The sequence below is a fragment of the Aminobacter aminovorans genome (assembly GCF_900445235.1).
Lineage (GTDB): Bacteria > Pseudomonadota > Alphaproteobacteria > Rhizobiales > Rhizobiaceae > Aminobacter > Aminobacter aminovorans.
Genome location: NZ_UFSM01000001.1, coordinates 4,471,675 through 4,496,090 on the forward strand (window position 1 = coordinate 4,471,675; position 24,416 = coordinate 4,496,090).

General features: G+C 64.4%; 19 protein-coding genes and 2 pseudogenes. 9 read left to right on the forward strand and 12 right to left on the reverse strand.

Annotated features, from left to right (window positions below; all coding sequences use genetic code 11):
• Positions 1 to 115: 115 nt before the first annotated feature.
• Positions 116 to 967: a MurR/RpiR family transcriptional regulator gene (locus tag DY201_RS22045; RefSeq protein WP_115733071.1), complete on the forward strand. Its 852-nt coding sequence runs from the start codon at positions 116 to 118 to the stop codon at positions 965 to 967.
• A gap of 52 nt (positions 968 to 1,019) precedes the next feature.
• On the opposite strand, the gene DY201_RS22050 is transcribed toward DY201_RS22045, so the two are convergent.
• The 5 genes and pseudogenes from DY201_RS22050 to DY201_RS22070 all read right to left on the reverse strand — a co-directional run bounded on the left by DY201_RS22050 (position 1,020) and on the right by DY201_RS22070 (position 8,455).
• Positions 1,020 to 3,692 (reverse strand): nitrate reductase, encoded by a 2,673-nt coding sequence (locus tag DY201_RS22050; RefSeq protein ID WP_115733072.1) that lies wholly within the window; start codon positions 3,690 to 3,692, stop codon positions 1,020 to 1,022.
• A gap of 2 nt (positions 3,693 to 3,694) precedes the next feature.
• Positions 3,695 to 4,024, reverse strand: coding sequence for a nitrite reductase small subunit NirD (gene nirD, locus DY201_RS22055; protein WP_115733927.1), 330 nt, complete (start codon positions 4,022 to 4,024; stop codon positions 3,695 to 3,697).
• Positions 4,025 to 4,029: 5 nt separating this feature from the next.
• Positions 4,030 to 6,129: pseudogene (gene nirB, locus DY201_RS22060) on the reverse strand (nitrite reductase large subunit NirB); the annotation flags it as partial.
• A gap of 8 nt (positions 6,130 to 6,137) precedes the next feature.
• Positions 6,138 to 7,265: pseudogene (locus tag DY201_RS22065) on the reverse strand (efflux RND transporter permease subunit); the annotation flags it as partial.
• On the reverse strand, positions 7,262 to 8,455 hold the full coding sequence (locus tag DY201_RS22070; RefSeq protein WP_115733073.1) for an efflux RND transporter periplasmic adaptor subunit: 1,194 nt from the start codon (positions 8,453 to 8,455) through the stop codon (positions 7,262 to 7,264). The gene DY201_RS22070 and the pseudogene DY201_RS22065, both read right to left, overlap by 4 nt.
• A gap of 150 nt (positions 8,456 to 8,605) precedes the next feature.
• On the opposite strand from DY201_RS22070, the gene DY201_RS22075 reads away from it, so the two are divergent.
• Positions 8,606 to 9,151, forward strand: a complete 546-nt coding sequence (locus DY201_RS22075) for a TetR/AcrR family transcriptional regulator (protein ID WP_115733074.1) — start codon at positions 8,606 to 8,608, stop codon at positions 9,149 to 9,151.
• Between the two features lie 175 nt (positions 9,152 to 9,326).
• The gene (locus tag DY201_RS22080) at positions 9,327 to 10,088 is read left to right on the forward strand and encodes a glycosyltransferase family 25 protein (RefSeq protein WP_131922214.1); all 762 of its coding nucleotides are present in this window, start codon (positions 9,327 to 9,329) and stop codon (positions 10,086 to 10,088) included.
• Positions 10,089 to 10,160: 72 nt separating this feature from the next.
• Here the strand turns inward: DY201_RS22080 and smc are convergent, their stop codons facing one another.
• The 3 genes from smc to DY201_RS22095 all read right to left on the reverse strand — a co-directional run bounded on the left by smc (position 10,161) and on the right by DY201_RS22095 (position 15,064).
• Positions 10,161 to 13,619 (reverse strand): chromosome segregation protein SMC, encoded by a 3,459-nt coding sequence (gene smc / locus DY201_RS22085; protein WP_115733076.1) that lies wholly within the window; start codon positions 13,617 to 13,619, stop codon positions 10,161 to 10,163.
• A 60-nt stretch (positions 13,620 to 13,679) separates the two neighbouring features.
• Positions 13,680 to 14,423, reverse strand: coding sequence for a DsbA family protein (locus tag DY201_RS22090; RefSeq protein WP_115733077.1), 744 nt, complete (start codon positions 14,421 to 14,423; stop codon positions 13,680 to 13,682).
• Between the two features lie 143 nt (positions 14,424 to 14,566).
• Positions 14,567 to 15,064 carry a DUF721 domain-containing protein gene (locus DY201_RS22095; protein WP_115733078.1) on the reverse strand — a complete coding sequence of 166 codons (498 nt, stop codon included), beginning with the start codon at positions 15,062 to 15,064 and terminating at the stop codon, positions 14,567 to 14,569.
• Positions 15,065 to 15,122: 58 nt separating this feature from the next.
• Here DY201_RS22095 and mutY point away from each other — a divergent pair, with 58 nt between their 5' ends.
• Both mutY and DY201_RS22105 read left to right on the forward strand, forming a co-directional pair.
• Positions 15,123 to 16,235, forward strand: coding sequence for an A/G-specific adenine glycosylase (gene mutY, locus DY201_RS22100; RefSeq protein ID WP_115733079.1), 1,113 nt, complete (start codon positions 15,123 to 15,125; stop codon positions 16,233 to 16,235).
• 7 nt (positions 16,236 to 16,242) lie between these two features.
• Positions 16,243 to 16,854 carry an HAD family hydrolase gene (locus tag DY201_RS22105; protein WP_115733080.1) on the forward strand — a complete coding sequence of 204 codons (612 nt, stop codon included), beginning with the start codon at positions 16,243 to 16,245 and terminating at the stop codon, positions 16,852 to 16,854.
• Positions 16,855 to 17,006: 152 nt separating this feature from the next.
• Here DY201_RS22105 and DY201_RS22110 read toward each other — a convergent pair whose 3' ends face one another.
• Complete coding sequence (locus tag DY201_RS22110) at positions 17,007 to 18,140, reverse strand: site-specific DNA-methyltransferase (RefSeq protein WP_115733081.1); 1,134 nt, start codon at positions 18,138 to 18,140, stop codon at positions 17,007 to 17,009.
• Between the two features lie 173 nt (positions 18,141 to 18,313).
• Here DY201_RS22110 and DY201_RS22115 point away from each other — a divergent pair, with 173 nt between their 5' ends.
• Both DY201_RS22115 and DY201_RS22120 read left to right on the forward strand, forming a co-directional pair.
• A complete protein-coding gene (locus DY201_RS22115; protein WP_115733082.1) occupies positions 18,314 to 19,003 on the forward strand; it encodes an HAD family hydrolase in 690 nt (229 codons plus the stop codon).
• Between the two features lie 16 nt (positions 19,004 to 19,019).
• Complete coding sequence (locus tag DY201_RS22120; RefSeq protein WP_115733083.1) at positions 19,020 to 20,354, forward strand: glycosyltransferase family 4 protein; 1,335 nt, start codon at positions 19,020 to 19,022, stop codon at positions 20,352 to 20,354.
• On the opposite strand, the gene DY201_RS22125 is transcribed toward DY201_RS22120, so the two are convergent.
• Positions 20,351 to 21,262, reverse strand: a complete 912-nt coding sequence (locus DY201_RS22125; protein ID WP_115733084.1) for an alpha/beta fold hydrolase — start codon at positions 21,260 to 21,262, stop codon at positions 20,351 to 20,353. The two genes, DY201_RS22120 and DY201_RS22125, sit on opposite strands and share 4 nt — an antisense overlap.
• Positions 21,263 to 21,345: 83 nt before the next feature.
• Here DY201_RS22125 and DY201_RS22130 point away from each other — a divergent pair, with 83 nt between their 5' ends.
• A complete protein-coding gene (locus DY201_RS22130; protein WP_115733085.1) occupies positions 21,346 to 21,927 on the forward strand; it encodes a CGNR zinc finger domain-containing protein in 582 nt (193 codons plus the stop codon).
• A 15-nt stretch (positions 21,928 to 21,942) separates the two neighbouring features.
• Here the strand turns inward: DY201_RS22130 and DY201_RS22135 are convergent, their stop codons facing one another.
• The gene (locus DY201_RS22135; RefSeq protein ID WP_115733086.1) at positions 21,943 to 22,824 is read right to left on the reverse strand and encodes a LysR substrate-binding domain-containing protein; all 882 of its coding nucleotides are present in this window, start codon (positions 22,822 to 22,824) and stop codon (positions 21,943 to 21,945) included.
• 140 nt (positions 22,825 to 22,964) lie between these two features.
• Here DY201_RS22135 and DY201_RS22140 point away from each other — a divergent pair, with 140 nt between their 5' ends.
• On the forward strand, positions 22,965 to 23,660 hold the full coding sequence (locus DY201_RS22140; RefSeq protein ID WP_115733087.1) for an FMN-dependent NADH-azoreductase: 696 nt from the start codon (positions 22,965 to 22,967) through the stop codon (positions 23,658 to 23,660).
• 104 nt (positions 23,661 to 23,764) lie between these two features.
• Here DY201_RS22140 and DY201_RS22145 read toward each other — a convergent pair whose 3' ends face one another.
• On the reverse strand, positions 23,765 to 24,361 hold the full coding sequence (locus tag DY201_RS22145) for a hypothetical protein (protein ID WP_165915791.1): 597 nt from the start codon (positions 24,359 to 24,361) through the stop codon (positions 23,765 to 23,767).
• Positions 24,362 to 24,416: the final 55 nt, after the last annotated feature.

Sequence of the window (24,416 nt, forward strand, 5' to 3'; positions counted from 1 at the left end):
CGATCGCACCGGCCGAACTGACAAGAGAGTTGATCGCAATATTCTTCTCTGTCAACCTTGCCTGGAATATTCTATTCCTTAACATCAGCTGGATGAGAGAGCCCCGAGGAGCTTCATGTCGGTTCTCACGAAAATCATTGCGACGCTCGACACCATGGCGCCGGCCGACCGGCAGATCGGCCAGTTCATCGTCGACAATCCAGACGAAATGCTGCGCCTGTCGTCGGTGGCGCTGGGCGAACAGACGGGGCGCAGCCAGTCCAGCGTGGTGAAATTCGCGCAGAAGCTCGGCTATGCCAGCTACCAGCAGCTGAAGCTCGCGGTCAGCGAGGCCAAGGCCCAGCAATGGCAGGCACCGCCCGGCATGGTCCATGGCAGCATCGACCGCGCCGACGGTTATGTCGCCGTGCAGCAGAAGCTGGTGGCCGGCAAGCTTGCGGCGATGCAGCAGACGATGTCGGTCAACAGCGAACAGACCGTCGGGCGGGTTCTCGACCTGCTCGACCGGGCCGATCGCATCCACCTCGCCGGCGTCAGCGCCTCATCGCTCGTCGCGCGCGACTTCGCCATCAAGCTGATGAAGCTCGGGCGCAACGTGCTGCACGACAGCGACAGCCATGTGCAGCTCGCCAGCGCAGCGTCGCTGGGATCGCGTGACGTGCTGCTGGCATTCTCGCATTCGGGCACCAGCATCGAGACGGTCCGCATCGCCGAACTCGCCAAGCAGCGCGGTGCTGCCGTCGTCGTCATCTCCTCGCTCAGGGACAATCCGCTGAGCGCGATTGCAGATGTCGTGCTTCACTCGGTCAGCGACGAGGATAATGTCCGCTCGTCGTCGATCACCGCCCGCGACGCGCAGTTGGCCCTGACCGACCTGCTGTTCATCCTGCTTGTCCAGCGCCAGGCCGATGCGAACGACCACATCCATCGCAGCGAGGCCGCCGTGGCGGCGCTCAAGGTCCGATAGACCGACATCGGCGCGCTCCACGACGTCCGCCTCTCCGCCCAGCCCTGAGGGTTCACTCCGCCGCCATCAGCCGTGATGCCTCGAGCATCGTCCTGATCTCCGACCGGCAGGAGCCGCAATTGGTGCCGGCCTTCAGCACCTTGCCGATGTCGTCGAGGCTGGCGCTGCCGCCTGATATCGCGGCGGTGAGCTGGTTCACCCCGACATTGAAGCAGGAGCAGACGATGCGACCGACTGACGGCACCGGCACCGGCGCGCGCCCCGACAGCAGCGCGCGGCGATCGAGTGCCGTCAGCGGCTCGACCGAGGCGAGCAGCGACAACAGCCAGTCGCGTTGGGGCAGGTGACCGTGCGGCGCGACCAGCAGCGCCTCGGCGAGCCTACCCTCGCCGTCGGTCGCAGCAGCGCGAAAGGTCGAGCTCCGTCGGTCGGTGTATTCGAGCAACTGGTCGGCCGGCACGACGTCGACCAGCCGGCGGGCGAGCAGGATGCCCTGTTCGGGCGGTTCGGTGCCGGAAAGTTCATAGACCCAGCCGCCTGCCACCGCCGCGCGGCTCCAATGGACAAAGCCCGTCGGCCTGATGTCGCGGCGGGTCATCAGCACGCCGGCCCAGGCGACCGGCTCGCGGGCGATCCGTACCGGGACATGCTTGAGTTCCGGCTGGCCGGAAAATGGGTCGGTGACCGGCGCCGACAGCGATCCGGCGGCGGCGTTGGCGGCAAAGCGCCCGCTCCAGTGCATCGGCAGGAAGGCCTCGCCCCGCCGCTGGCTGCCGCTGGCGACTGCCTTGGCCCGGCCACCGCCAAAGCGGCTTTCGATGCGGACAAGATCGCCGTCGGCGATCCCGAGCCTAGCGGCGTCGGCCGCGTTCAGCTCGATCACCGGCTCCGGCGCATTGGCCATCAGGCGCGGCACCCTGCCCGTCCGGGTCATTGTGTGCCACTGGTCGCGCAGCCGGCCAGTGTTGAGGACAAGCGGAAAAGCGGCGTCGACCGGCAGTGCCGCGCCTTCCTGGCGGACGGCGACGAAACGTCCGCGCCCATCGGCGGTGGGAAAGCATCCATCACCCAGCAACCGCTGGACCCCGGCTGAAGCACCGGCGCGAAATGGCCAATGCAGCGGCGCGAGCGTGTCATAGTCGCTGTCCTCGATGCCGGCGAGGCCGCCAATGTCGAACAGGCGGGCGCCGTCATTCTCGAAGGCAGAAAGTGCCGCATGCTCGCGAAAGATCGCCGCCGGGCTGGCGTAGTCGAAGGCTTCGGCAAAGCCCATGCGCCGGGCGGCCTGCGACACGATCCACCAGTCCGGGCGGACGTCGCCCGGCATCGGCAGGAACGATTTCTGGCGCGATATCAGGCGCTCGGAATTGGTCACCGTGCCGTCCTTCTCGCCCCAGGCCGCGGCAGGCAGCAGCACGTCGGCGAACTGGCTGGTGTCGGTGCGGGTGACGTCCGAGACGACGACGAATTCACAGGCCTTCAGGGCAGCGCGCACCTTGCCGGCATCCGGCATGCTGACGGCCGGGTTGGTGCCCATCACCCAGAGCGCCTTGATGCGCCCGTCGCTTGCCGCCTCGAACATGTCGACGGCCTTGAGGCCCGGCTTGCGGGCGATATCAGGCGTGCGCCAGAAGCGGCCAACCCGGTCCGGAGCCTGGGGATCGTCGAAACCCATGTGCGCGGCAAGCTGGTTGGCAAGGCCGCCGACCTCCCGGCCGCCCATGGCGTTGGGCTGGCCGGTGACCGAAAACGGCCCCATGCCCGGCCTGCCGATGCGCCCCGTCGCGAGGTGGCCGTTGAGGATGGCATTGACCTTGTCGGTGCCATGGGCCGACTGATTGACGCCCTGGCTGTAGACGGTGACGGTGCGCTCCGTCGCCGCGAACCAGTCGTAGAAGGCGGCAACATCGGCCGTGTCGAGATCGCAGCTTTCGGCGACACGCCGGGGCGTCGGCGCGTCGGCGCAAGCGAGGCTGACCGCCGCATCGAAGCCGGACGTATGGGCGCCGACATAGGCCCGGTCAATGGCGTCGCTGCCGGCGAGATGCGCCAGCAGGCCATTGAACAGCGCCACGTCGGTGCCTGGCCTGAGCTGTAGGTGCAGGTCGCATTCGGCAGCGGTGGCCGTGCGGCGCGGATCGATGACGACGATCCTGATTTCACGCTCGGTCCGCGCAGCGAGCAGGCGCTGGTAGAGGATCGGATGGCACCAGGCGGTGTTGGAACCGACCAGCACGACAAGGTCGGCCTGTTCTAAATCCGCGTAGACGCCGGGCACGATGTCTTCGCCGAAGGCGCGCTTGTGGCCGGCGACGCTGGAAGCCATGCACAGCCGCGAATTGGTGTCGATGTTGGCCGAGCCGATGAATCCCTTCATCAGCTTGTTGGCGACGTAATAGTCCTCGGTCAGCAATTGCCCCGAGACATAGAAGGCGACCGCATCCGGTCCATGCCGGGCGATGGTGTCGGAGAAGCGACTTGCCACCAGATCGAGCGCCGCGTCCCAGGAGGTGCTGCGGCCGCCGATCTCGGGATAGAGCACCCGCCCGTCGAGGCCGAGCGTCTCGCCGAGCGCCGACCCCTTGGAACAAAGCTTGCCGGCATTGGCGGGATGGCCGGGGTCGCCGCGCACGGACGTCGTGCCGTCCGCAGCGACCCGCGCCTGCACGCCGCAACCCACCCCGCAATAGGGACAGGTGGTCCTCACCTCGCGTGCATCCATCATGGTCAGGCAGCCTTCGATGCGCGAAGCTCGAGCGCGATGAACAGCCGCCCGTGCTCGACCTTGAGCGGAATGGTCCTGACCGAGCCTTCGTCGGCGCCTTGCGCCTTACCGGTTTCCAGCGAAAACACCCAGTTGTGCAGCGGGCAGGTCACCGAGGCGTCATGGACGATGCCCTGGCTCAGCGGCCCGCCCTTGTGCGGGCAATGGTCCTCGATGGCGAAGACCTGGTCTTCGGCGGTGCGGAACACGCCGATCTTGCCCTGGGGTGTGTCGACGCAGCGCGCGCCGCGCAACGGTATGTCGGCGATTGTCCCGATTGCGATCCAGTCCATCTCGCTCATTCCGCTGCCTCCGCAAAGCCGACCGAGGCCATCGGGCGGAACTCGTGCTTGTCCTTGCCGGAGACGCGCTCCGACCATGGGTCGACCTGAGCGAATTTCTGGCTGAAGACGAAGCGCTCGTAATAGGCCGCGCGCCTCTCGGCATCGTCGAGGATCTGGCGCTTGATCTCTGCAACCCCAACGCGCTTTGCCCATTTGTAGATGCGCTCGAGATAGCGGCCCTGCTCGCGATACATCTGCGTCAGCGCGACGATCACCTCGAGCGCCTCGTCCTCCGATTTCACCAGGCCGAGCACCTCGGTGCCCTTGATGTCGAGGCCGGCGGCACCGGCGAAATGGATCTCGAAACCGCTGTCGACGCAGATGATGCCGATGTCCTTGCAGGTCGCCTCGGCGCAGTTGCGCGGGCAGCCGGACACCCCCATCTTGAGCTTGGCCGGCGTCCACGAGCCCCACATGAACTTCTCGATGCGGATACCGAGTCCAGTCGAGTCCTGGGTGCCGAAACGGCACCAGTCGGAGCCGACGCAGGTCTTCACCGTGCGCAGGCCCTTGGCATAGGCGTGGCCAGAGACGAAACCGGCCTTGCCGAGATCGGACCAGACTGCAGGCAGGTCCTCCTTGCGGATGCCCAGCATGTCGATGCGCTGGCCGCCCGTGACCTTGACCAGCGGGATCTCGAACTTGTCGACGACATCGGCGATGGCGCGCAGCTCATTCGCATTGGTCACCCCGCCCCACATGCGCGGCACCACCGAATAGGTGCCGTCCTTCTGGATGTTGGCGTGGACACGCTCGTTGATAAAACGCGACTGGTAGTCGTCGGCATATTCGTCCGGCCAGTCGCAGACGAGGTAGTAGTTGAGCGCCGGCCGGCACTTGGCGCAGCCGCAAGAGGTCTTCCAATGCAGCTCCTGCATGACCTCGGGGATCGTCTTCAGCCCCTTGGCCTTGATCAGGCGGCGCACGTCGTCATGGCCGAGCTCGGTGCACTTGCACATGGGTTGCACGGCTGTGGGATTGTAGCTATCGCCCAAAGTCAGCGACATCAGTTGCTCGACAAGCCCGGTGCAGGAGCCGCAGGAAGCGGACGCCTTGGTGTGGGCCCGCACATCGTCGAGCGAGGTCAGCCCCTTCGCGGCGATGGTACCTGTTATCTTGCCCTTGCAGACGCCGTTGCAGCCACAGATTTCCGCATCATCCGCCAGTGCCGCAACGGCCGCCATAGGGTCCAGCGGCGATCCTCCCTGATAGGTCTGGCCGAAGATCAGCGTGTCGCGCATCTCCGAGATGTCGGTCTGCTTCTTCTTGAGGTCGTTGAACCAGGCGCCGTCACCCGTTTCGCCATAGAGCACCGTGCCGATGACACGATTGTCCTTGAGCACCAGGCGCTTGTAGATGCCGGCTGCGGCATCGCGCAGCACGATCTCCTCGCGGTCGTCGCCATCGGCAAAGTCGCCGAGCGAATAGAGGTCGATGCCGGTGACCTTGAGCTTGGTCGGCGTGTCCGAGTGGACGAAGCGGGCAGTGTTGTCGCCGGCAAGATGGCTGGCTGCGACGCGCGCCATCTCGTAGAGCGGCGCGACGAGCCCGTAGATCTGGCCGCCGACCTCGGCGCATTCGCCAAGCGCCAGGATGTCGGGATCGGAGGTGCGCATGCCGTGGTCGACTGTTATGCCGCGATTGGTTTCGATGCCGGCATCCCTGGCGATCGAAGCATTGGGCCGGATGCCGACCGCCATCACCACCAGCGTCGCCGGGATGATGGTGCCGTCGGCGAGTTCCACGCCCTCGACCTTGCCATTGCCGACGATGGCCTTGGTGTTGGCCTTGGTCATCACCTTGATGCCGCGCGCCTCGACCGCCTTCTGCAGGAGGTAGCCGGCGGCAGGATCGAGCTGGCGTTCCATCAGCGTCGGCATGACGTGCAGCACCGTCACATCCATGCTCTGCTCCTTGAGCCCCGCCGCGGCCTCGAGGCCGAGCAGTCCGCCGCCGATCACCACCGCCCTGGCGCGTGACTGGGCCGCGAGCAGCATGGCATTGACGTCGTCGAGGTCGCGGTAGGTCAGCACGCCGGGCAAATCTTTGCCCGGTTCATCAACAGGATGAAACAGACCCCGATCAGCGACAGCGGGATCGTCACCACGGGCATCAGCACAGAGCGGAACGAACCGAGGAACAGCAGGATGACGACGATAACGATGGCCACCGCTTCGGCGATGGTTTTGAACACCTCTTCGATCGAGGCGCTGATCGTCTCGGTCGAGTCGTAGACCATGGTGATGGTCATGCCCTGCGGCAGGCTGGCACTGATCGCCGGCAGTTCGTTGATGACCGCGGCTGCCGTGTTGAGCGGATTGGCCGACGGCGTCGGGAAGATGCCGATGAAGGTGCCCGGTTCACCGTTGAAGTTGACGACGGTGTCGGTGCTTTCGGCGGCGAGCTCGACATGTGCGACATCGCGCAGCCTGACGACGTTGCCGTTGTCAGACTTGAGCGGCAGTTCGCCAAATGCTTCCGGCGTCTGCAGCGTCGACTTCATGGTGATCGAATAAGCGACGTATTCGTTCTTGGTCTTGCCCGGCGCCGAAAGGAAGTTGGACTTGTTGATGGCCTGCAGCACTTCGGCTGCGGTCAGGCCACGCGCGGCGAGCTTCACCGGGTCGACCCAGACACGCATCGAATAGTTGGCGGCACCCAGAACCTGAACCTCGGCAACGCCCTCGATCGTCGACATGCGTGGACGGATGACGCGCTGAATATATTCGGTAAGCTCCTCCGAGCTCATGTTCGGGTTCTGCATCGCCAGATACATGATGGCGAACTGCTGCCCCGTGCCCTTGACGATGGTCGGGTCCTTGGCGTCGGACGGCAACTGGCCGCGCACCTGCTGGACCTTGGACATCACCTCGGTCAAAGCCGTGTCGGGATTGGAGCCGAGCTCCATCTGCACCGTCACCGTGCTCGACGACGGCCGGCTTTGCGAGGTCACATAGTCGATGTTTTCGGTCGTCGCCACGGCGGCGGCGATAGGTGCCGTGATGAAGCCCTGGATCAGGTCAGCGCTGGCGCCGGGATAGACGGTGGTGATCGTGATCACCGTCTCCTCCACCTTGGGATACTGACGCACCGACAGGTTGAACAGCCCCTGGAAGCCCAGGAGCAGGATCATGAGGGCAACCACCGTCGAAAGGACGGGGCGGCGGATGAAGATGTCAGAGAAACTCATTTTGCGGCCGCCTTGGCGTCAGCAGAGGTTACCGGCGAAACCGTGTTGTCGACCTTGACATGGGTGCCGTTGGTCAGCCTGTTCTGGCCTGCGATGACCAGCTCATCACCGGCCTTGACGCCCTCGATGATCTCGACGCGGCCTTCCGAACGGCGGCCGACCTTGACGAAGACCTGGCTGACCGTGAGCGCCGGTTCAGCCTTCGCTTCGGCAGGTGCGGCCGAAGCATCTGCAGGTGCGGCAACTGCCGGAGCGGCTGCGGCAGCGTCAGGCTTGGCCTCGGCGGGACGCACGACATAGACATAGTCGCCATAAAGGCTGGTGGTCAGTGCCGTCTGCGGCACGGCCAGCACGCCGTCTTCCCGGGGCAGCTCAACGCGCACGCGCACGAACTGGCCGGGGCTCAGCTTGCCTTCCGGATTGGTGATCTCGGCGCGGACCGAAACGAGGCGGCTCTGCGGGTCGACCTTGGGATCGATACCGACAACGCTGCCCTTGAAAGCCATGTCGTCGGCGGTGACGCCAAAGGCTACCGGCTGGCCCATCTTCAGCGAGCCAAGCTGCTGCTCCGGAACGGAAAAGTCTGCCCGCATGGTGTCGAGATCCTGCAGGGTGGCAACGATGGTGCCCGGGGCGAGATACTGTCCGTCATCGACCTTGGGAATGCCGATCGTGCCGGAAAACGGGGCGCGCAGCTGCTTCTGGTCGAGCACCGCCTGCAGCTTCTGCACCTGCGATGCCGACGTCGATGCCGTTGCGCGGGCCGCATCGAGCGCCACTTCCGAGCCGACGCCGCGGCGCTGCAGCTCGATGGCGCGGTCGAGCGACTGCTGGTCGAGTGCTGCCTGCGTCTTGGACGCGGCGAGGTCCGCCTGCTGGACGGTGTCGTCGAGCTGGATCAGCACGTCGCCCTGCTTGACGCGCTGGTTGGCGGCGAAATTGATGTCCTTGATGATGCCGGCCTGCTCGACCGTCAGGTCGACGCCCTGCGAGGCATTGACCGTGCCGATCGTTTCAATGCCTGGCGTCCAGGGGGCGGGTTCGACCTTGGCGGTCGCCACCGTCACCGACGCAACCGGCATATTGGCGAAGAACTGCTGGATCGCATTGTCGCGGAAGATGTTGAATCCGACGATGCCGCCGCAAATGACAACAAGCAGTACGAGAGCGATGATGAGACGCTTTATCAAAGGAGATCCCCAATCGGTAAGGAATCGGCATCCGGGAGGCCGTGATGCACATTGGACCGGTTTCTTGGAAAACCCAAGAGTGCCGGGCTTACTGTACCGTCTGGACGGTATTGTCAATCCACGATAGTGTGATCCCAAGGAGACACCACAATGTCGGGCCACAGACCAAGCTCTCGCGAAAAAATCCTCGCCGCAGCCAGCGAATTGGCCGACATCGTCGGTCCGGGCAACCTGTCGCTCGACGCAGTGGCCCAGCGTGCCGGCGTATCGAAGGGTGGGCTGCTGTACAATTTCCCGACCAAGGCCAAGCTCATGCAGGCGCTGGTCCAGGACTATCTCAAAACCTTCGAGGATGCGCTCGAGGCGGAAGCAGCCAAGCGCGGCGATACTACCAAAAATAGTCTGACCGCCTACATTGAACTGTCGGCGCGAGAGTGCGAGCAGAAGCAGCCGTCAGCGGCCGGGGTGCTCGCGGCACTTGCCGAAGATCCGGATTTTCTCAATCCTGTCAGGGACTTCAAGCGCCAGTTGCTCGACAGGCTGAAATCGGAAACGCCGGATGCCGCCAAGCTGGTCGTGGCGTTCCTGGTCATTGAAGGGCTACGCAGCATGAAGCTGTTCGACATGGACATATTGCACGACGACGAGCGCAACATGGCGCTTTCGTATCTTCTCGCCGAAGCCGCCGGCTCGTAGGTCGATGACCTGGCGGCGCACGGCTTTTGCGCTGCCCGCCATTTTCCTACTGTACGTTGCGCCGAGTTTATGAGATTCAACCACCGCACAAAATATCGTTGCATTCGGACGCTTGGCCATGTTGCCCAATGGTTAAGCGTAGTTTAGCGGTACACACATATAAGTGAGCCACTATATGACTTCGTCGTTGCCGGTCACCTTCGTCGTGACAGTGGATGCCGAAGCTGGGCCCCGGCGCAAGTCGGCGCATGCACAGCTTTCAGCGCTCTCGTGGCCCTTCGCGTTCGTCGAAGGCCTTACCCCTCAATGCGCTGAAACCGTTCAGCTTTACGACGCCAGACAGAACCGCAAGCATTCCAAGCGCCCGCTGGCGCCGGCCGAAGTGGCCGCCTATGCCAGCCACCGCAAGGCAATGCGCGCCTTCCTCGACACCGACGCGCCTATGGCTCTCATCCTCGAGGACGATTTCCGCCTGCTGGAGCCGGCAGCCTTTGCCGCCCGCATAGCGGCACTGCAGCAGGCGCCTGTGGAATGGGACATTCTCAAGCTGTTCGACTTCCAGGATCGACCGGTCGTAGAGTCGGTTGGGGTGGCCGACATCGCCATCGTTTCACATGGCAGCCCGACCGCCGGCATGGTCGGTTACCTCATCACCCGGCGTGGCGCGGAGAGTTTCCTCAGCCGGGCCACCGTCTACCGCCAGATCGACGAAGACATTAAGTTCTTCTGGGAGCTCAAGCTCAGGGTGCTATCGGTCAAGCCCAACCTCGTGACCGACGTCAGTGCCGAGCTCGGCGGCAGCCTGATCGAGGCCGACCGCAACGAGGTCAAGCTGAAGCGGCATTGGACCGTATCGGTCAAGGCGCTCGGGCAGACTGCGCTGCGTCAGATCAACTATCGGCGCCACCGCAAGCACTACAGCCTCAAGCTCAAGTAGCTCCGCCTCGCACAGCTGGTCCCAGGCACCTCACCAGACGTTCGGCGACGTTGCCGGACAGCTGTCTTTCGCTCAGCTCGCCTCGCGCAGGGATTCAGCGGCCTGCAGGTCGACCGAAACCAGCTGACTTACCCCCTGCTCCGCCATGGTGACGCCGAACAGCCGGTCCATGCGTGCCATGGTGATGGGATTGTGGGTGATGACGACGAAGCGCGTCTCGGTCGATGCCGACATCTCGTCCATCAGGTTGCAGAAGCGCTCGACATTGTGGTCGTCGAGCGGCGCGTCGACCTCGTCGAGCACGCAGATCGGCGCCGGATTGGTCAGGAACACCGCAAAGATCAGCGCCATCGCCGTCAGCGCCTGCTCGCCGCCCGACAGCAGCGTCATCGTCTGCGGCTTCTTGCCGGGCGGTCGGGCGAGGATTTCGAGACCGGCTTCGAGCGGGTCCTCCGACTCGATCAGCTGAAGCTCGGCGGTGCCGCCACCGAACAGATGGGTGAACAGGCGCTTGAAATGGCCGTTGACCAGGTCAAAGGCGGCCAGCAGGCGTTCACGACCTTCGCGGTTCAGGCCCTGAATGCCCTGGCGCAGCTTGCGGATCGCCTCGATGATGTCCTCGCGCTCTGAGACGATCGCCTCGAGCCGGTCGGATAGCTCCTTCTGCTCTTCTTCGGCACGCAGGTTGACGGCACCAAGCCGCTCGCGCTCGATCTTGAGGCGCTCCAGCGACCTTTCGACTTCGGCGGGATCGGGCATCGGATCGTCCGCCTCCAGGCCGGTATGGCGGATCACCAGGTGCGGCGGCGTCGCAAGCACCTCCTGGATGCGCCCCTCGACCTCGCGACGGCGTTCGTCGGCTGCCGTCAGGCGCTCCTCGGCGCGCGCCCGCGCTTCACGCGCTTCGGCCAATCCCTGGATCGCGGCGGTTGCGGCCTTGTCGAGAACCGACTGCTTGTTCTCGGCATCCTGGAGACGGTCGGACGCTTCCTTGCGCAGGGCTTCCGCCTGCGTCAGCTGCGACATCAGCGCCCGGCGACGCGCGTCGAGCTCGTCGGGCGCCTCGGCCAGCAATTCGCGTTCGGCAGCGGCTTCCTCGCGCCGCTCGGCCAGCGCTTCAACCTGCTCGGCGGCACTTTCGGCACGTAGCACCCAGCTCTGGCGCTCGGCGGCGATCGCCGTCAACCGGCGCGCTCTCGCCTCGGCTTCGCGGTTGAGGCCGTCATGCACGGCACGGGCGTCGGCGACGGCAGAGCGATCGCGCGCGACGGCGCCGGAAAGCTGTTCGAGCCGCGCCTGAAGGTCGGCGAGATCGGGTGCCGAGCCCAGCATGTCCTCGGCTTCGACATAGCCGGCCTGCGCTTCTTCATGCGCATCGGCGACACGCGCGCGTGCTTCGTCCAGGGCAGCACGGCGGCTTGTCAGCTCGCCGGCGGCCTTTTCCGCCTGAGCCAGGGCGTCGCGCGCCGCACCGACACGGTGCTGGGCGTCGCGCCATGCCTGCCGCGCCTGTCGCTCGGCTTCGGTGGTTTCGCGAACGGCATTTTCAGCCCGCGCCAAGGCCTCTTCGGCCGCGCGCACCAAAAGCGTCGCCTGGACAGCTTCGGCATCGAGCTCGGCAAGCCGGTTCTTCTGGGCCAGACGCTGTGCCGCGGCGGTGGGTGCGTCGGCGCTTGCGGTCAATCCGTCCCAGCGCCACAGCCCGCCCTGCTTGCTCACCAGCCTCTGGCCGGGCGCAAGTTGCGGCTGCAACCTAGCCGCATCGGTGGCGTCGACGACACCGATCTGCGCGAGACGGCGCGCCAGCTGCTGCGGGGCGCGCACGACCTCGGCGAGGCTGCGCACGCCTTCGGGCAGCTTCGGGTCGCCCGCAGCCACCTTGGCGTCACCCCAGTGCACCGGTGCGGCCCGGTCGAGCGCGGCTTCGAGATCGTCACCAAGGGCAGCACCCAGCGCCGTCTCGAAGCCGCGCTCGACGCCGATCTGCTCCAGCACCGCCGGGAAAAGATCGCCAGACGCGGCGTTGATGATCTTGGCCAGGGTGCGCGCCTCGGTCTCGATCCGCGCCAGCTCGGCCTTGGCCTCCTGCAGCGGCGTGCGCGACGAGGCCTCGGTCTGGCGTGCCTCGGTGACGGCGCGCTCGGCCTCGGTTGCTGCGAACTCGGCTTCTTCAAGCGCTTCCTGTGCTGCCTCGGCCAGCATCTGCTTTTCCGCCGGGTCGGCCAGCGTCGAAATGCGCGCCGCGATTTCGCTGGCCTCGCGATCCAGTTCGGCAAGCTGGCGAGCAAAACGGTCGCGGCGCTCGGCAGCGTCGCGCATGGCGCGCTCGGCCTGGGTGCGGCCAGCTGCCGCCTCGGCGCGTTCGGCGGTCAGCCGGCCAAGCTCGGCCTCGGTCAGCGCCAATGTCGCCATCGCCTCCTCGAAAGCGGCACGCGTATACGTCTCGCGATCGGTCGCGCCGGCATTCTCGTCGTTGAGCGCCTTCTCCTCGGCATCGAGACGCGCCAGGATCGCGGCGTTGTCGCCAATCATGCGCTGCTCGCGGGCAATGTCGGCATCGAGCTGCTGCAGGCGGCGGTCGAGTTCGCTCTGGCGCGAATTGATGCGGCCGGCTTCCTCCTCGAGCTGCGAGCGTGCAATGGACAGGCGCTGGAAGGTAGCAGCGGCAGCAGCCGCGCCGTCACGCATCTCGGGCAGTTTGTGGGCGCCTACGGCCTGGTCCCTGGCCGCCGCCATCTGGGCTGCGGCACGGTCGCCGACGAGCGAGGTCGCCGTGGCCAGCGCCGACTGCGCTTCGCCTTCCTGCGCCTTGGCCAGCGTCCAGCGCAGATGCAGCAGCGTGGCCTCCGCCTTGCGGATGTCGGCTGACAGGTTCTTGAAGCGCGATGCCTGTCGGGCCTGGCGCTTCAGGCTTTCAATCTGGCTTTCGAGCTCGCCGACGACATCGTCGAGCCGCTCGAGGTTCTGTTCGGCAGCGCGCAGGCGAAGCTCGGCTTCATGGCGGCGCGTGTGCAGGCCGGAAATGCCGGCCGCCTCTTCCAGCAGCGCGCGGCGCGCCTGCGGTTTTGCCTGGATCAGTTCGCCGATGCGGCCCTGCCCCACCATCGACGGCGAGCGCGCGCCGGTAGACTGATCGGCGAACAGCAGTTGCACGTCCTTGGCGCGGGCTTCCTTGCCGTTGATGCGGTAGACGGAGCCGGCTTCGCGCTCGATGCGGCGCGACACCTGCAACTCGTCGGCGTCGTTGAAGGAGGGGGGCGCGGTGCGGTCGGTATTGTCGAGGAACAGCGTGACTTCAGCGGTGTTGCGCGCCGGGCGCGTACCGGAACCAGAGAAGATGACGTCGTCCATGCCGGAGGCGCGCATGTTCTTGTACGAGCTTTCGCCCATCACCCAGCGCAACGCTTCGACGAGATTGGACTTGCCGCAGCCATTCGGCCCGACGATGCCGGTGAGCCCGCGTTCGATGACGAACTCGCCGGGCTCGACAAAGGACTTGAAACCGAGAAGGCGGAGGCGCGAAAACTTCATTCGCGCCAGTCCGCACGGAAGGGTGCACCGAAGCCGTGTTGCCTCGGTGCCATGAGCCTATCAGAGCATGCCGTCGATAACCGCCGACATTTCGTCAATCGTCATTGCCCCCTTGTAGACTTTCCCGTTGATGAAGAAGGTCGGCGTCGAGTCGACCTTGAAATCGTTCTCGCCGCGGGCGCGCACCGCCCTGATATCGTCCAGAAGCTTCTGATCAGTCAAGCAGGCCTCGAACGACTCCTGTGTAAAGCCGGCGAGCTTGGAGATCTGCAGCAGCGCGTCCTTGGGGTTCTGCGAACCGGCCCAGCTCTGCTGCTGCTTGAACAGCACGTCGACCATCGGGAAGTAGTTGTCCTTCGAACAGCGCGCAAGCATGAAGCCTGCCTCGGCCAGCGGGTCGAAGGGGAACTCGCGATAGATCAGCCGCGCCTTGCCGGTATCGATGTACTTGGTCTTCAGCGCCGGCAGCGTCGTCTCGTGGAAATGCGCGCAGTGCGGGCAGGTCATCGAGGCGTATTCGACGATGGTGACGGGCGCATCGGCCTTGCCGATGATCATGTCGGGCAGTGTGCCGGCTTCAACCAGCTTCGCCATGTCGACCGTGCCCTGTGCCTCGGGCACCTTCACCGCCTGCACCGGCGTCGCCGGGGCAGCCGGGGTTGCGGCAGGCGTTGCCGGCTCGGCAGGCTTGGGCGTCGCTGCGTTGGCCTGCTCGCCGGAGTCGCTGCAAGCGGAAAGCAGCGCCGCTGCCGAAACGGCTGCGAGCCCGGTAAGTGCGGTCCTGCGAGAAATCGAACGAAGCATACGAATCACCTGACGATGGTTGGATTTTGCAATGTGCGGTTACGTGAAAGCGATAGTTGGCGCGAATTAAGGCATGGCTGTCCCCAAACCAATCGCATTTTGCCGCACTTTCAATCACGAAAGCGCGAGAAAGCAGGCATTTTCTACTTTCGGCTGCCGATGATGCTCGCGCCCAGCTTTTCAAGCGATGCTTTCAGTCCTTCGTCCTCGATGAACCTTACTGCACCGGTAAGCTTGCCCTGCTCCGCATCGGTCAGCTTGCGCAACCGCGGCCGTGGCTTGGCGGCGGTGTTCGACACCGGCTTCTGCACGATGCGGATGCGACCTATGGCGTTGAAGCCGAGATAGGAATTGACCCGGCCGATGATCTCGCCGGTCTCGTGCTGGAGATGAAGTGCCGCCGGTCCCGAGCAGGCAACGATCAGCACGGCAGGCTCGAACGGATCGTCCTCATGCATACGCCGCGGCCACTGGATCTTCTCCGGCCGTGTGTTGTGGGCAAGGCGGGGACCGACGATTTCTTCCCATGACTGGACAAGCCCGACGGAGATGCCCGTGCGCTTGCGCAGGACGGGATCGAGAATGGCGTTTGCCAGATCGCTGACCGGAACGGGATTGCCCGTCCACCTTTTCCCTGCCATGTCGTTCTCCAGAAGTACCCCTGTCGACACGCAACGCCGAAGGCAGTCCAGTTCATCAATGGCATCCCCGACCGACAGCCGCAAGCTCGCCACTGATATCGACGGCAGGATCGCGACACTGCTGCTCGAATGGTATGATGTTCACCATCGCGAATTGCCTTGGCGCACCCCACCAAGCGACCTGAAGCGCGGCATCCGCCCCGACCCGTATCGGGTCTGGCTCTCTGAAATCATGCTGCAGCAGACAACCGTCGAGGCAGTGAAGCCCTTTTTCCGCGCGTTTCTCGAGAAGTGGCCGGATGTTGCCGCACTGGCTGCCGCCGAGACCGAAGACGTCATGAAGGCCTGGGCGGGGCTCGGCTACTATTCACGTGCCCGCAATCTCAAGGTCTGCGCTGAAACGGTAGCCGCCTTGCCCAACGGCCGCTTCCCCGACAGCGAAGACGGACTGCGCGCCTTGCCCGGCATCGGGCCCTACACGGCTGCGGCGATCGCCTCCATCGCCTTCAACCGGCCAGCGGCGGTTGTCGACGGCAATGTCGAACGTGTCGTCACGCGTCTCTTTTCCATCGCCACGCCCCTGCCCCAGGCCAAGGTGGAAATACGCGACCATGTCGAGCGCATGCTGGCTGCGGCGCGACCGGGCGATTTCGCCCAGGCGATGATGGATCTAGGCGCCACCATCTGCACGCCACGGCGGCCGCGCTGCATGCTCTGCCCTTTGCGCTCGGATTGCAGTGCAGTCGCTTCAGGCGATCCCGAACTCTATCCCGTCAAGCCGGCCAAGACCGAGCGCCCGCAGCGGCGCGGCGCGGCGTTTGTGGCCGTCAGAAGCGATGGCGCGGTGCTTCTGCGCAAACGCCCGGGCAAGGGCCTGCTCGGCGGCATGACCGAGGTGCCTACGACAGGCTGGACGGCACGTGTCGACGGCGACACCGGCGCAGGCAGCGCGCCCTTTGCCGCGAAGTGGCAGCGCGCCGGTACGATCACCCACATTTTCACCCATTTTGCCCTCGATCTCGACGTGTTTCGCGCTGATGCTACCAAGGACCAAGCGCCCGAGGGACACTTCTGGTCGGCCGCTTCCGACCTCTCCGGCGAAGCCTTGCCAAGCGTCATGAAAAAAGTCATCGAAGCTGCCATACCGGGCGCAACGAAACGAGGACGTTAGCGAAACCATGAGCGAAATCCGCCACATCGTCTATGACATCGGCAAGGTGCTGATCCACTACGACCCCGACCTTCCCTTCAGCCGCATCATCCCCGACCCGGTCGAGCGCCGCTGGTTCTTCGACAATGTCTGCACCAGCGAATGGAACATCGAGCAGGATCGCGGCCGCAGCTGGGAAGAGGCCGAGGCACTGCTGATCGCCGACTTTCCCGAGCATGAAAACAGCATTCGCGCCTTCCGCCAGCATTGGCACGAAATGGTGCCGCACCACTATGAAGACAGCGTCGCGCTGATGGAGAGCCTCGTCGCCGCCGGCCACGACGTGACCATGCTGACCAACTGGGCCTCGGACACGTTCCGCGAGGCACGGGCGCGCTTCCCGTTTCTCGAAAAGCCGCGTGGCGTGACGGTTTCGGGCGATGTCGGCCTGATCAAGCCCGACCGGCGCATCTACGACCTGCATGTTGCGTCGTTCGACCTCGACCCGAAGGCTTCACTGTTCATCGATGACAGCCAGAAGAACGTGAATGCCGCCATCGACGCCGGCTGGCAGGCGGTGCTGTTTTCAAATGCGAAAACGCTCGAGGCGGACCTCGAGCGTCTCGGGATCGGACGGTGACTGGAAACCGGCCGATCAGCGAACCCGGACTGGCTGATTTGGCTGCCGGAATTCGATCTCTATGGCAGGCGCGACGCGGTCTCTGAAGGTCCAGAAGCGGCTAGCAATAATGCCTGCGCGCTCGAGCCGGTCAGTCCGGCGCGGGTGAAACTTCAGGCACCTGCCTTTTCCATGCCGACACGCACGATGCGGCGCAGCTCGTCGATCTGGGTCAGACCGCCGGCACGCTCATAGTGCCAGAAGGTCCAGCCGTTGCAGGCGTCGAGCCCCTGCACCGAGGCGCCGACACGGTGGATCGAACCGGCGGTGTCGCCGATCGACAGCGTGCCGTCGGCACGAACCTTGGCCGCCCATCGCTTCTTCGCATCATACAGCGTTGCCCCCGGCGCCAGCAGGCCCATGTCGAGCAGGCTGCCGAAAGCGACACGCGGCTCGGCGCGCTTGCCGGTCAGGACCGTCAGCGATGGGCCGTCGAGCGGACGCACCGAAGCGATGCGTTCATTGGCGGCGTCGATATAGGCCTGTTCACGCTCGATGCCGACGAAGTGGCGGCCAAGACGCTTGGCAACTGCACCCGTCGTACCCGAGCCGAAGAACGGATCGAGCACCACATCGCCCGGCTTGGTCGAAGCCATCATGATGCGTGCCAGAAGCGCTTCCGGCTTCTGCGTCGGATGCAGTTTGTTGCCGTCCTCGTCCTTCAGGCGCTCGCCGCCGGTGCAGATCGGAAACAGCCAGTCCGAGCGCATCTGGACGTCGTCGTTGGAGGCCTTCAGCGCATCGTAGTTGAAGGTGTAGTTCTTGCCCTTCTGGTCGCGAGAGGCCCAGATCATCGTCTCATGGGCGTTCTGGAAGCGACGGCCGCGAAAGTTCGGCATCGGATTGGTCTTGCGCCAGACGACGTCGTTGAGGATCCAGAAGCCGAGATCCTGCATCGTCGCGCCGACGCGGAAGATGTTGTGATAGGAGCCGATGACCCAGATCGTGCCGTTGGGCTTCAACACCCGGCGGGCGGCCAGCAACCAGGCGCGGGTGAAGGCGTCGTAGGCGGCGAAGCTCTCGAACTGGTCCCAATGATCGTCGACGGCGTCAACCTTCGACTGGTCCGGACGGTGCAGGTCGCCGTCGAGCTGCAGGTTGTAGGGCGGGTCGGCGAAGATGACGTCGACGGAGTTGGCCGGCAATTTGTCGAGCGCCGCCACGCAGTCGCCCTTGATGATGGTGTCGAGCCATTCGGACGGCTTGGGCGTGCGGGAAAGCTGGTCGAGAGGACGCACTGCTGACATTCTGATACCCGGGATGACGCGTTACTATTTACTCGCCGTTATGGTTACCGATCAGCGTAAACAATTGATGAAGCGGGCGTTCTAATTTGCGGATCGAGCCAGAATGGTGTAGTTGCCGCGCCTTGAACTTTTCCGTCCGCGCCCCGACTGCGCCCCAAGCTTCCCGGACTGCCATGACCCAGCCAGACCTAGTGATATTCGATTGCGACGGCGTGCTCGTCGATTCCGAAATCATCGCCGCCCGCGTCGAAGCGGAACTGCTGACCGCTGCCGGCTTCGAGATCAGCGCGGAAGAGATTGCCGAGAGTTATGCCGGCCTGACCTTCAAGGACATCATGCTGAAGATCGAGGAGAAGGCGGCCATCCCCTTCCAGGCCTCGCTGATCAGCCAGGCCGAGGAACTTGTCGACCGCAAGCTGAAGACGGACGTGCGCGCCATCGACGGCGTCCATGAGGCCGTCGCCGGCGTCACCGCGCCGCGCTGCATCTGCTCCAACTCGACAAGCGAACGCATCGAGATGATGCTCGATCGCACCCGCATCCTGCCGCTGTTCAAGGGCCGCATCTTTTCGGCACTTGAAACGCCGAGCAAGAAGCCGAAGCCGGCGCCCGACGTCTTCCTGCACGCCGCAAACACCTACGGTGCGGATCCGGCCAGGACCTTTGTCATCGAGGATTCGGTGCACGGCATTTCGGGCGCCGTTTCAGCCGGCATGCGCGTCATCGGCTTCACCGGCGGCGCCCACAGCTATCCCGGCCATGCCGACATGCTGACCGAGGCCGGTGCCGAGACGGTGATTCGCCGCTGGGCCGACCTCGGCGGCGTGATCCAGGCCCTCAGCATGTGGTCGGAGCACGCCTGAGACACGCAGCCGCGTCATGAATGACCCCGTCAAGACTGGCCCGATCAAGACTGGCCCGGTCCAGACTGGGCGGCTGCTGCTGATCAGCGAAAGCGTCGGCACGCCGACACCGGCGCGCGGTATTCTCAACTACAGTGCCGGCCTGCTTGCCTGCTGCAAGCGCCTCGGCGTCGAAACGACGCTGCTTGCCGAGACACCGGAAACGATAGCTTCGTCAGCAACGGATATCGTTCGCTTCCTCGTCGAGGGCACATATGATGGCGCGATCCGCCACAAGCCGCATTGGAAGCACCTCTACGTAAAATACGTCCAGGCGCTGCGCGAGCGCGGCACACGTACAGCGCCCGCCCCAGTGCCGTCGCGCGCTTTCGTCCCTGCGCACGCCTCAGCATTGCCAGAGATGGAAAAGGTCGCACCTCACCTGGCCTGGATCGACGCCTTCATGCCGGTCACCCGCTTCTACAGCGACAGCACCTTGAAGGCGTCCTACAACTTGCCGCCGCCGATCGTCGATGCGCGCGGCTTCGACTTCGTGCTGATGGACGCATTCCACTACGCGCACCCCCTCACCGACAAGGGCGCGCGGGTAATGCTGGTGATCCACGACCTGATCCCGCTCGACGAACTTGCGGGGCGCTACCGCTTCACCTTCGATCAGAAATTCAGAACGGCACTGGAACGGGCGACCGAATTGATCTTCGTCTCGGCCGCAACCAGGGAAGAGTTTGGCCGCCGCTTTCCCGACCATGCCGCAAGGCTGCCTTGGTCGGTCTTCTCGCCCGTCATTCGGCCCGATCTTCAGGCGGCGTCACAAACCGCAAGCACTGGACCCAAGCCAGAGCGGCCGAGATTCGTCTCGATCCTGTCCAACGAACCGCGCAAGAACATCGCCCCTCTTGTCGATGCCTTCGCCAAGATGGGCGACCGTGCCGAGCTGGTGATCATCGGCAGCGTGCCGGCGCGCAGCTTTCCAGATGCCGGCTCGAACGTCCAATTCGTGGGTCAGGTCACTGAAGACCAGAAGACCGAGCTTTTGCACTCAGCCTCGGCCCTGGTCTTTCCAAGCCTCAGCGAAGGCTTCGGCATTCCCATCGTCGAAGGCGCTTTGTTCGGCCTGCCGGTCGTCTGCTCCGACCTGCCGGTCTTCCGCGAAATCGCCGGCGACCTCGCGATCTTCTTCGATCCACGCAGCGTCGCGTCACTGGCCCGGCGGCTGGACGAGGTCGCCTCGAACCCTGCCGGTTTCCACCAGCAGGCAACCTTCCTGCGCGACCGCTGCATCGCCAGCTATGGAGCGGATGCTGCAACAGCGCGGCTGGCGAAACTCCTTGGCTTGCAACAAGCCAGCTAGTTGCCGGAACTGCTCCAGGTCCGATCGACAAAATCGGCGATCAGCGGCACGATCTCGGGCAATTTCTCCTCAAGCGCGAAGTGCCCGGTCTCGAACAGGTGCAGCTCTGCATCCGGCAGGTCGCCGCGATAGGCGTGTGCGCCTGGTTCCGGAAAGAACGGATCGTCCTTGCCCCACAGGATCAGTGTTGGCGGCCGATGCTGCCGCAGCCAGGCCTGCCATTCGCCATAGCGCGCAACGTTGCTATGGTAGTCGAACGCCAGGTCGACCTGCGGCTGCTTGCGGCCGGGCTGGTCGAGGAAATGCTGATCGAGCGTCCAGCCGTCCGGCGCCAACAGCTCCTGATGTGCGAGACCCGTTTCATACTGGAAGCGTGTGCCGGAAAGCGTCAGCAGGTCGCGGATCGTCTGTTCCGCATCGGGCTGGTCTGGTCGCAAAGCGATGAAATCGCGCGCGCCGTCTGACAGACCCTGTTCATAGGCATTGCCGTTCTGAACAATCAGGCCGACAATCCATGCGGGGTGCCTTGTCGCCAGACGGAAACCGACAGGGGCGCCGAAGTCGAAGAGATAGGCGACGAAGCGGTCGAGCCCCAATCCTTTGACGAAGCCTTCCATCGTGTCGGCGAGACGATCGAAGCTGTAGCCGAACGTGCCGCCGGCGCTTGCCGGCAACGGCACGTCGCTGTGGCCAAATCCGGGGTAGTCGGGCGCGATGACACGGTAGCTGTTGCCGATGGCGTCGATCAGCCGACGAAACTGATGCGAGGCCGATGGAAAGCCGTGCAGCAACAGCAGCACCGGCGCGTCCGGGCCGGCCTCGGCCGGGATCGACTCGCGGTAGAAGATGCTGATGCCATCGACGTCGAGATAACGGTGAGCCACGCGAGGAAAAGCCGGGATTGTCATTTCACATGCCTTCAATATAGAATTACGCATTAGAAATTCTCGTTGAATTACCTAATGTGTCAATAGATATTTTTGGAGTTAGCATGAACGCCGACATCCCCCCTCTCACCGGCGAGCTGCTCGGGCTGGACCTGATCAACACACACGCGCGCAGCGGCACGGGCAGCATCGACCATCTGGCGACGCCTGACGGCTTGCGGGCGTGGGTGGCGCTGCAGGCCGAACGGCTGGGAGATTTCGGCGGCGACGCCCTGGCGAAGGTGTCGCAAGCCGACCTCGCAGCCATTCACTCGCTTCGCGCATGCGCGAGCCGGCTTGTCGATCATGTCAGGCATGGCAAGACGCCGTCAGACGCCAGCCTGCGCGAACTCAACCAAACGCTTTCGGCGGCGCCGGTTCATCTCGAACTTCGGTGGGCTGGATCGTCAATGGCGGCCGAGACCAGGCGCACCGGCTCGGTGATCGCCGATCTGGCCGCGCATCTGGCCGAAGCCGTGGCGTTTGTGCTGACCGACCCCGGCGTCCGCACCATCCGCAAATGCGAAGCCGAGGATTGCACCATGCTGTTTCTGCCGGCGAGCAGCCGCCGGCGCTGGTGTGCTGCGGCGCGCTGCGGCAACCGCATGCGCGTGGCGCGCTACTACCAGCGCCACAAAGACAGCTGAGCGTCATTGAGCCAGTCAACGCTCCTGAGACAGCGCATCGAGCAGCCACTCGCTCAACATGCGCACCTCCAGCCGCGGCGTCCTGGGATGGACGAGGTGGAAATCGTAGCCGTCGATGGTCGGCCCGAACGGCTGGACCAGCACGCCCGACGCCAGGTCATCGGCGACGAGCACGAGGCTGAGCAGCGCCACCCCTTGCCCGGCTACGGCCGCCTGCACAGCATGACCGTCATCGTTGAAGCTGATGCCGGCATCGGCCTCGACACCTGCAACCCCAGCCGCATCGAACCAGCGCCGCCACGTCGGCGTGTCGGCGTTCGGGTGCCTCCAGCGTGAATGAAGCAGCGTGACGTGGCGCATGTCATCCAGCGCCTTCAGGCCAAGGCGGGCACTGCATACCGGCGCAAAGCGGTTGGCCATCAGCCAGGTCGAGCTAAGATCCGGATAAGGCCCACGGCCATAGCGCACGGCCGCGTCGGCGATACCGCTGCGAAAATCGACGGGATCGTCCGACGCATGCAGGCTGAGGTCGACAGTTGGATAGCGCTCGCGAAACGACGCCACCCGTGGCACCAGCCAGCGCGCTGTGAATGAGGTGGTGGCCGACAGCGTGACCACGCTGCGGCGGCGTTCCGAGACACGGTCGAGCGCCTCGGCGAAAGAATCGAACCCGTCGCGCAGCACCGGGTAGAGCTCCCTCCCCTCGCGCGTCAGCACCACTTGCCGTGTGCGGCGATCGAACAGCCGCAAGGCCAGCGTTTCCTCCAGCAGCCTGATCTGGTGGCTGATGGCGGTTGGCGTAACCCCCAGCTCCTCGGCAGCCTGCTTGAAGCTCGCATGACGGGCGGCGGCCTCGAAGGCACGCAGCGTCGCAAGCGGAGGCAGTTGGCGACGCATGATCCTACCTCATCCATTACATGACGAATTCGATTTCGCCACGCAACATATCACCCATTATTTTCATACGGAACGCAAGCGGCACGTCAACGCGCCGCGAGCAATCAGATGAACCATTCTATCTTATGGGAACCCATGAAATGACCAAAATCCTGCATATCGACGCCAGCGCTCGCCCGCATTCTTCAGCTGAGAATCCGTTCGGATCGCACAGCCGGCGCCTGGGTGAGCGTTTTGCGCGGGCATGGCGCGCTGCATATGGCGGCGATGAAAACATCGTCTATCGCGACGTCGGCCAGCAGCCGCCACAGCCGGTGACCGGCAACTGGATCCACGCCGCGTTCACCAAGCCGGAGCAGCGCCTGCCGTGGATGACCGAGACGCTTGCCGAAAGCGATTCCTTGATCGACGAGTTGCTTGCGGCCGACATCATCGTTGCCGGCGTGCCGATGTACAATTTCGCGCCACCGGCACAATTCAAGGCGTGGATCGACAACATCGTGCGGGTCGGCCGCACCTTCGGCTTCGACCGGTCGCGCGCCGGCGATCCCTACTGGCCGTTGCTCGCAAGCGCCAAGAAGACACTCGTTATCCTGTCGTCGCGTGGCGACCATGGTTATGGCAAGGGCGGCAGGATCGAGGCGCTCAACCACGTCGAGGCCAGCATCTCGACCGCCTTCAACTATGTCGGCATCACCGACGTCAGGTCGGTGGCAATCGAGTTCGACGAATTCGCCGACGCCAGGCTAAAGGCGTCGATCGAAAAGGCCGAAGCCGAGGTCGACGCGCTTGTCGAGACACTCGTCAGGGAACGACAGGGGCGGAACGCCGCCTGAAGCAGCAGATGTTGACGCAGCGCATGCCTGACGCGACCGGCGTCCTTATTTGGACGCGGACGCTCCAGGCTTTTTTACGCCGACGCGGTCGTCAGGCTTACGCCTTACGGCTTTGCGGACTTCTTGGCCGGACCTTCGTCGTAGCCGACATAGATCATGATGTCGCGCGCCGTCGGATTGGGGATGGTGATGTTCGGCACGGTGAACACCCATTGCGTCGCCGTCGACGGGTCGGTCACCTGCACCGCGTTCTTGTGCAGCTCGGAGTAGAGCACCTCTTCGCCACGGGTCACCGCAACGCGGATCGGCATGGTGATCGAACCGGCGCCGCCGGCGGGACCGACAACGACCTTGCCGGCGACGCCGACCTTGATGGTCATGGTACCGTCGGCACGGGTGCAGCTGCGGGTGACGTCGGTGATGGCCGACTGGTGGACGAGCTTGGCCGGATCGTCCTGGCCGCCCTTGGCATAGCTGTTGAAGAATGCCGTACCGTCACGCAAGGTGATGTTGGGGCAGTAGGCAAGCAACTCGCTGGCCAGAATCTTTCCCTCTTCGGCGGCAATTACCTTGGGATCCTTCGGGGCGGGAGGGCTGAAAAAGCCGCCGCTGCCGCCTGATTGGCAGCCTGTGACGGCGAGCATAAAGCCGGCGGTCGCCAAAGCCGCCAGAAAACGGCCGTCGATCAAACGAAACACCATGAACTGCACTTCCCTCTCGCAAAGCAGTCGTTCTATATCAACCGCGCGGCAAAAA

Excerpts from the sequence above, each read along its gene's own strand:
- smc (WP_115733076.1), bottom strand. The coding sequence starts at position 13,619 with ATGAAGTTTTCGCGCCTCCGCCTTCTCGGTTTCAAGTCCTTTGTCGAG.
- DY201_RS22125 (WP_115733084.1), bottom strand. The coding sequence starts at position 21,262 with ATGACAATCCCGGCTTTTCCTCGCGTGGCTCACCGTTATCTCGACGTC.
- DY201_RS22080 (WP_131922214.1), top strand. The coding sequence starts at position 9,327 with ATGACTTCGTCGTTGCCGGTCACCTTCGTCGTGACAGTGGATGCCGAA.
- DY201_RS22105 (WP_115733080.1), top strand. The coding sequence starts at position 16,243 with ATGAGCGAAATCCGCCACATCGTCTATGACATCGGCAAGGTGCTGATC.
- mutY (WP_115733079.1), top strand. The coding sequence starts at position 15,123 with ATGGCATCCCCGACCGACAGCCGCAAGCTCGCCACTGATATCGACGGC.
- DY201_RS22120 (WP_115733083.1), top strand. The coding sequence starts at position 19,020 with ATGAATGACCCCGTCAAGACTGGCCCGATCAAGACTGGCCCGGTCCAG.
- DY201_RS22140 (WP_115733087.1), top strand. The coding sequence starts at position 22,965 with ATGACCAAAATCCTGCATATCGACGCCAGCGCTCGCCCGCATTCTTCA.
- DY201_RS22145 (WP_165915791.1), bottom strand. The coding sequence starts at position 24,361 with ATGGTGTTTCGTTTGATCGACGGCCGTTTTCTGGCGGCTTTGGCGACC.
- DY201_RS22135 (WP_115733086.1), bottom strand. The coding sequence starts at position 22,824 with ATGCGTCGCCAACTGCCTCCGCTTGCGACGCTGCGTGCCTTCGAGGCC.
- DY201_RS22075 (WP_115733074.1), top strand. The coding sequence starts at position 8,606 with ATGTCGGGCCACAGACCAAGCTCTCGCGAAAAAATCCTCGCCGCAGCC.
- DY201_RS22095 (WP_115733078.1), bottom strand. The coding sequence starts at position 15,064 with ATGGCAGGGAAAAGGTGGACGGGCAATCCCGTTCCGGTCAGCGATCTG.
- DY201_RS22110 (WP_115733081.1), bottom strand. The coding sequence starts at position 18,140 with ATGTCAGCAGTGCGTCCTCTCGACCAGCTTTCCCGCACGCCCAAGCCG.
- DY201_RS22130 (WP_115733085.1), top strand. The coding sequence starts at position 21,346 with ATGAACGCCGACATCCCCCCTCTCACCGGCGAGCTGCTCGGGCTGGAC.
- DY201_RS22050 (WP_115733072.1), bottom strand. The coding sequence starts at position 3,692 with ATGATGGATGCACGCGAGGTGAGGACCACCTGTCCCTATTGCGGGGTG.
- DY201_RS22045 (WP_115733071.1), top strand. The coding sequence starts at position 116 with ATGTCGGTTCTCACGAAAATCATTGCGACGCTCGACACCATGGCGCCG.
- DY201_RS22090 (WP_115733077.1), bottom strand. The coding sequence starts at position 14,423 with ATGCTTCGTTCGATTTCTCGCAGGACCGCACTTACCGGGCTCGCAGCC.
- DY201_RS22115 (WP_115733082.1), top strand. The coding sequence starts at position 18,314 with ATGACCCAGCCAGACCTAGTGATATTCGATTGCGACGGCGTGCTCGTC.
- nirD (WP_115733927.1), bottom strand. The coding sequence starts at position 4,024 with ATGGACTGGATCGCAATCGGGACAATCGCCGACATACCGTTGCGCGGC.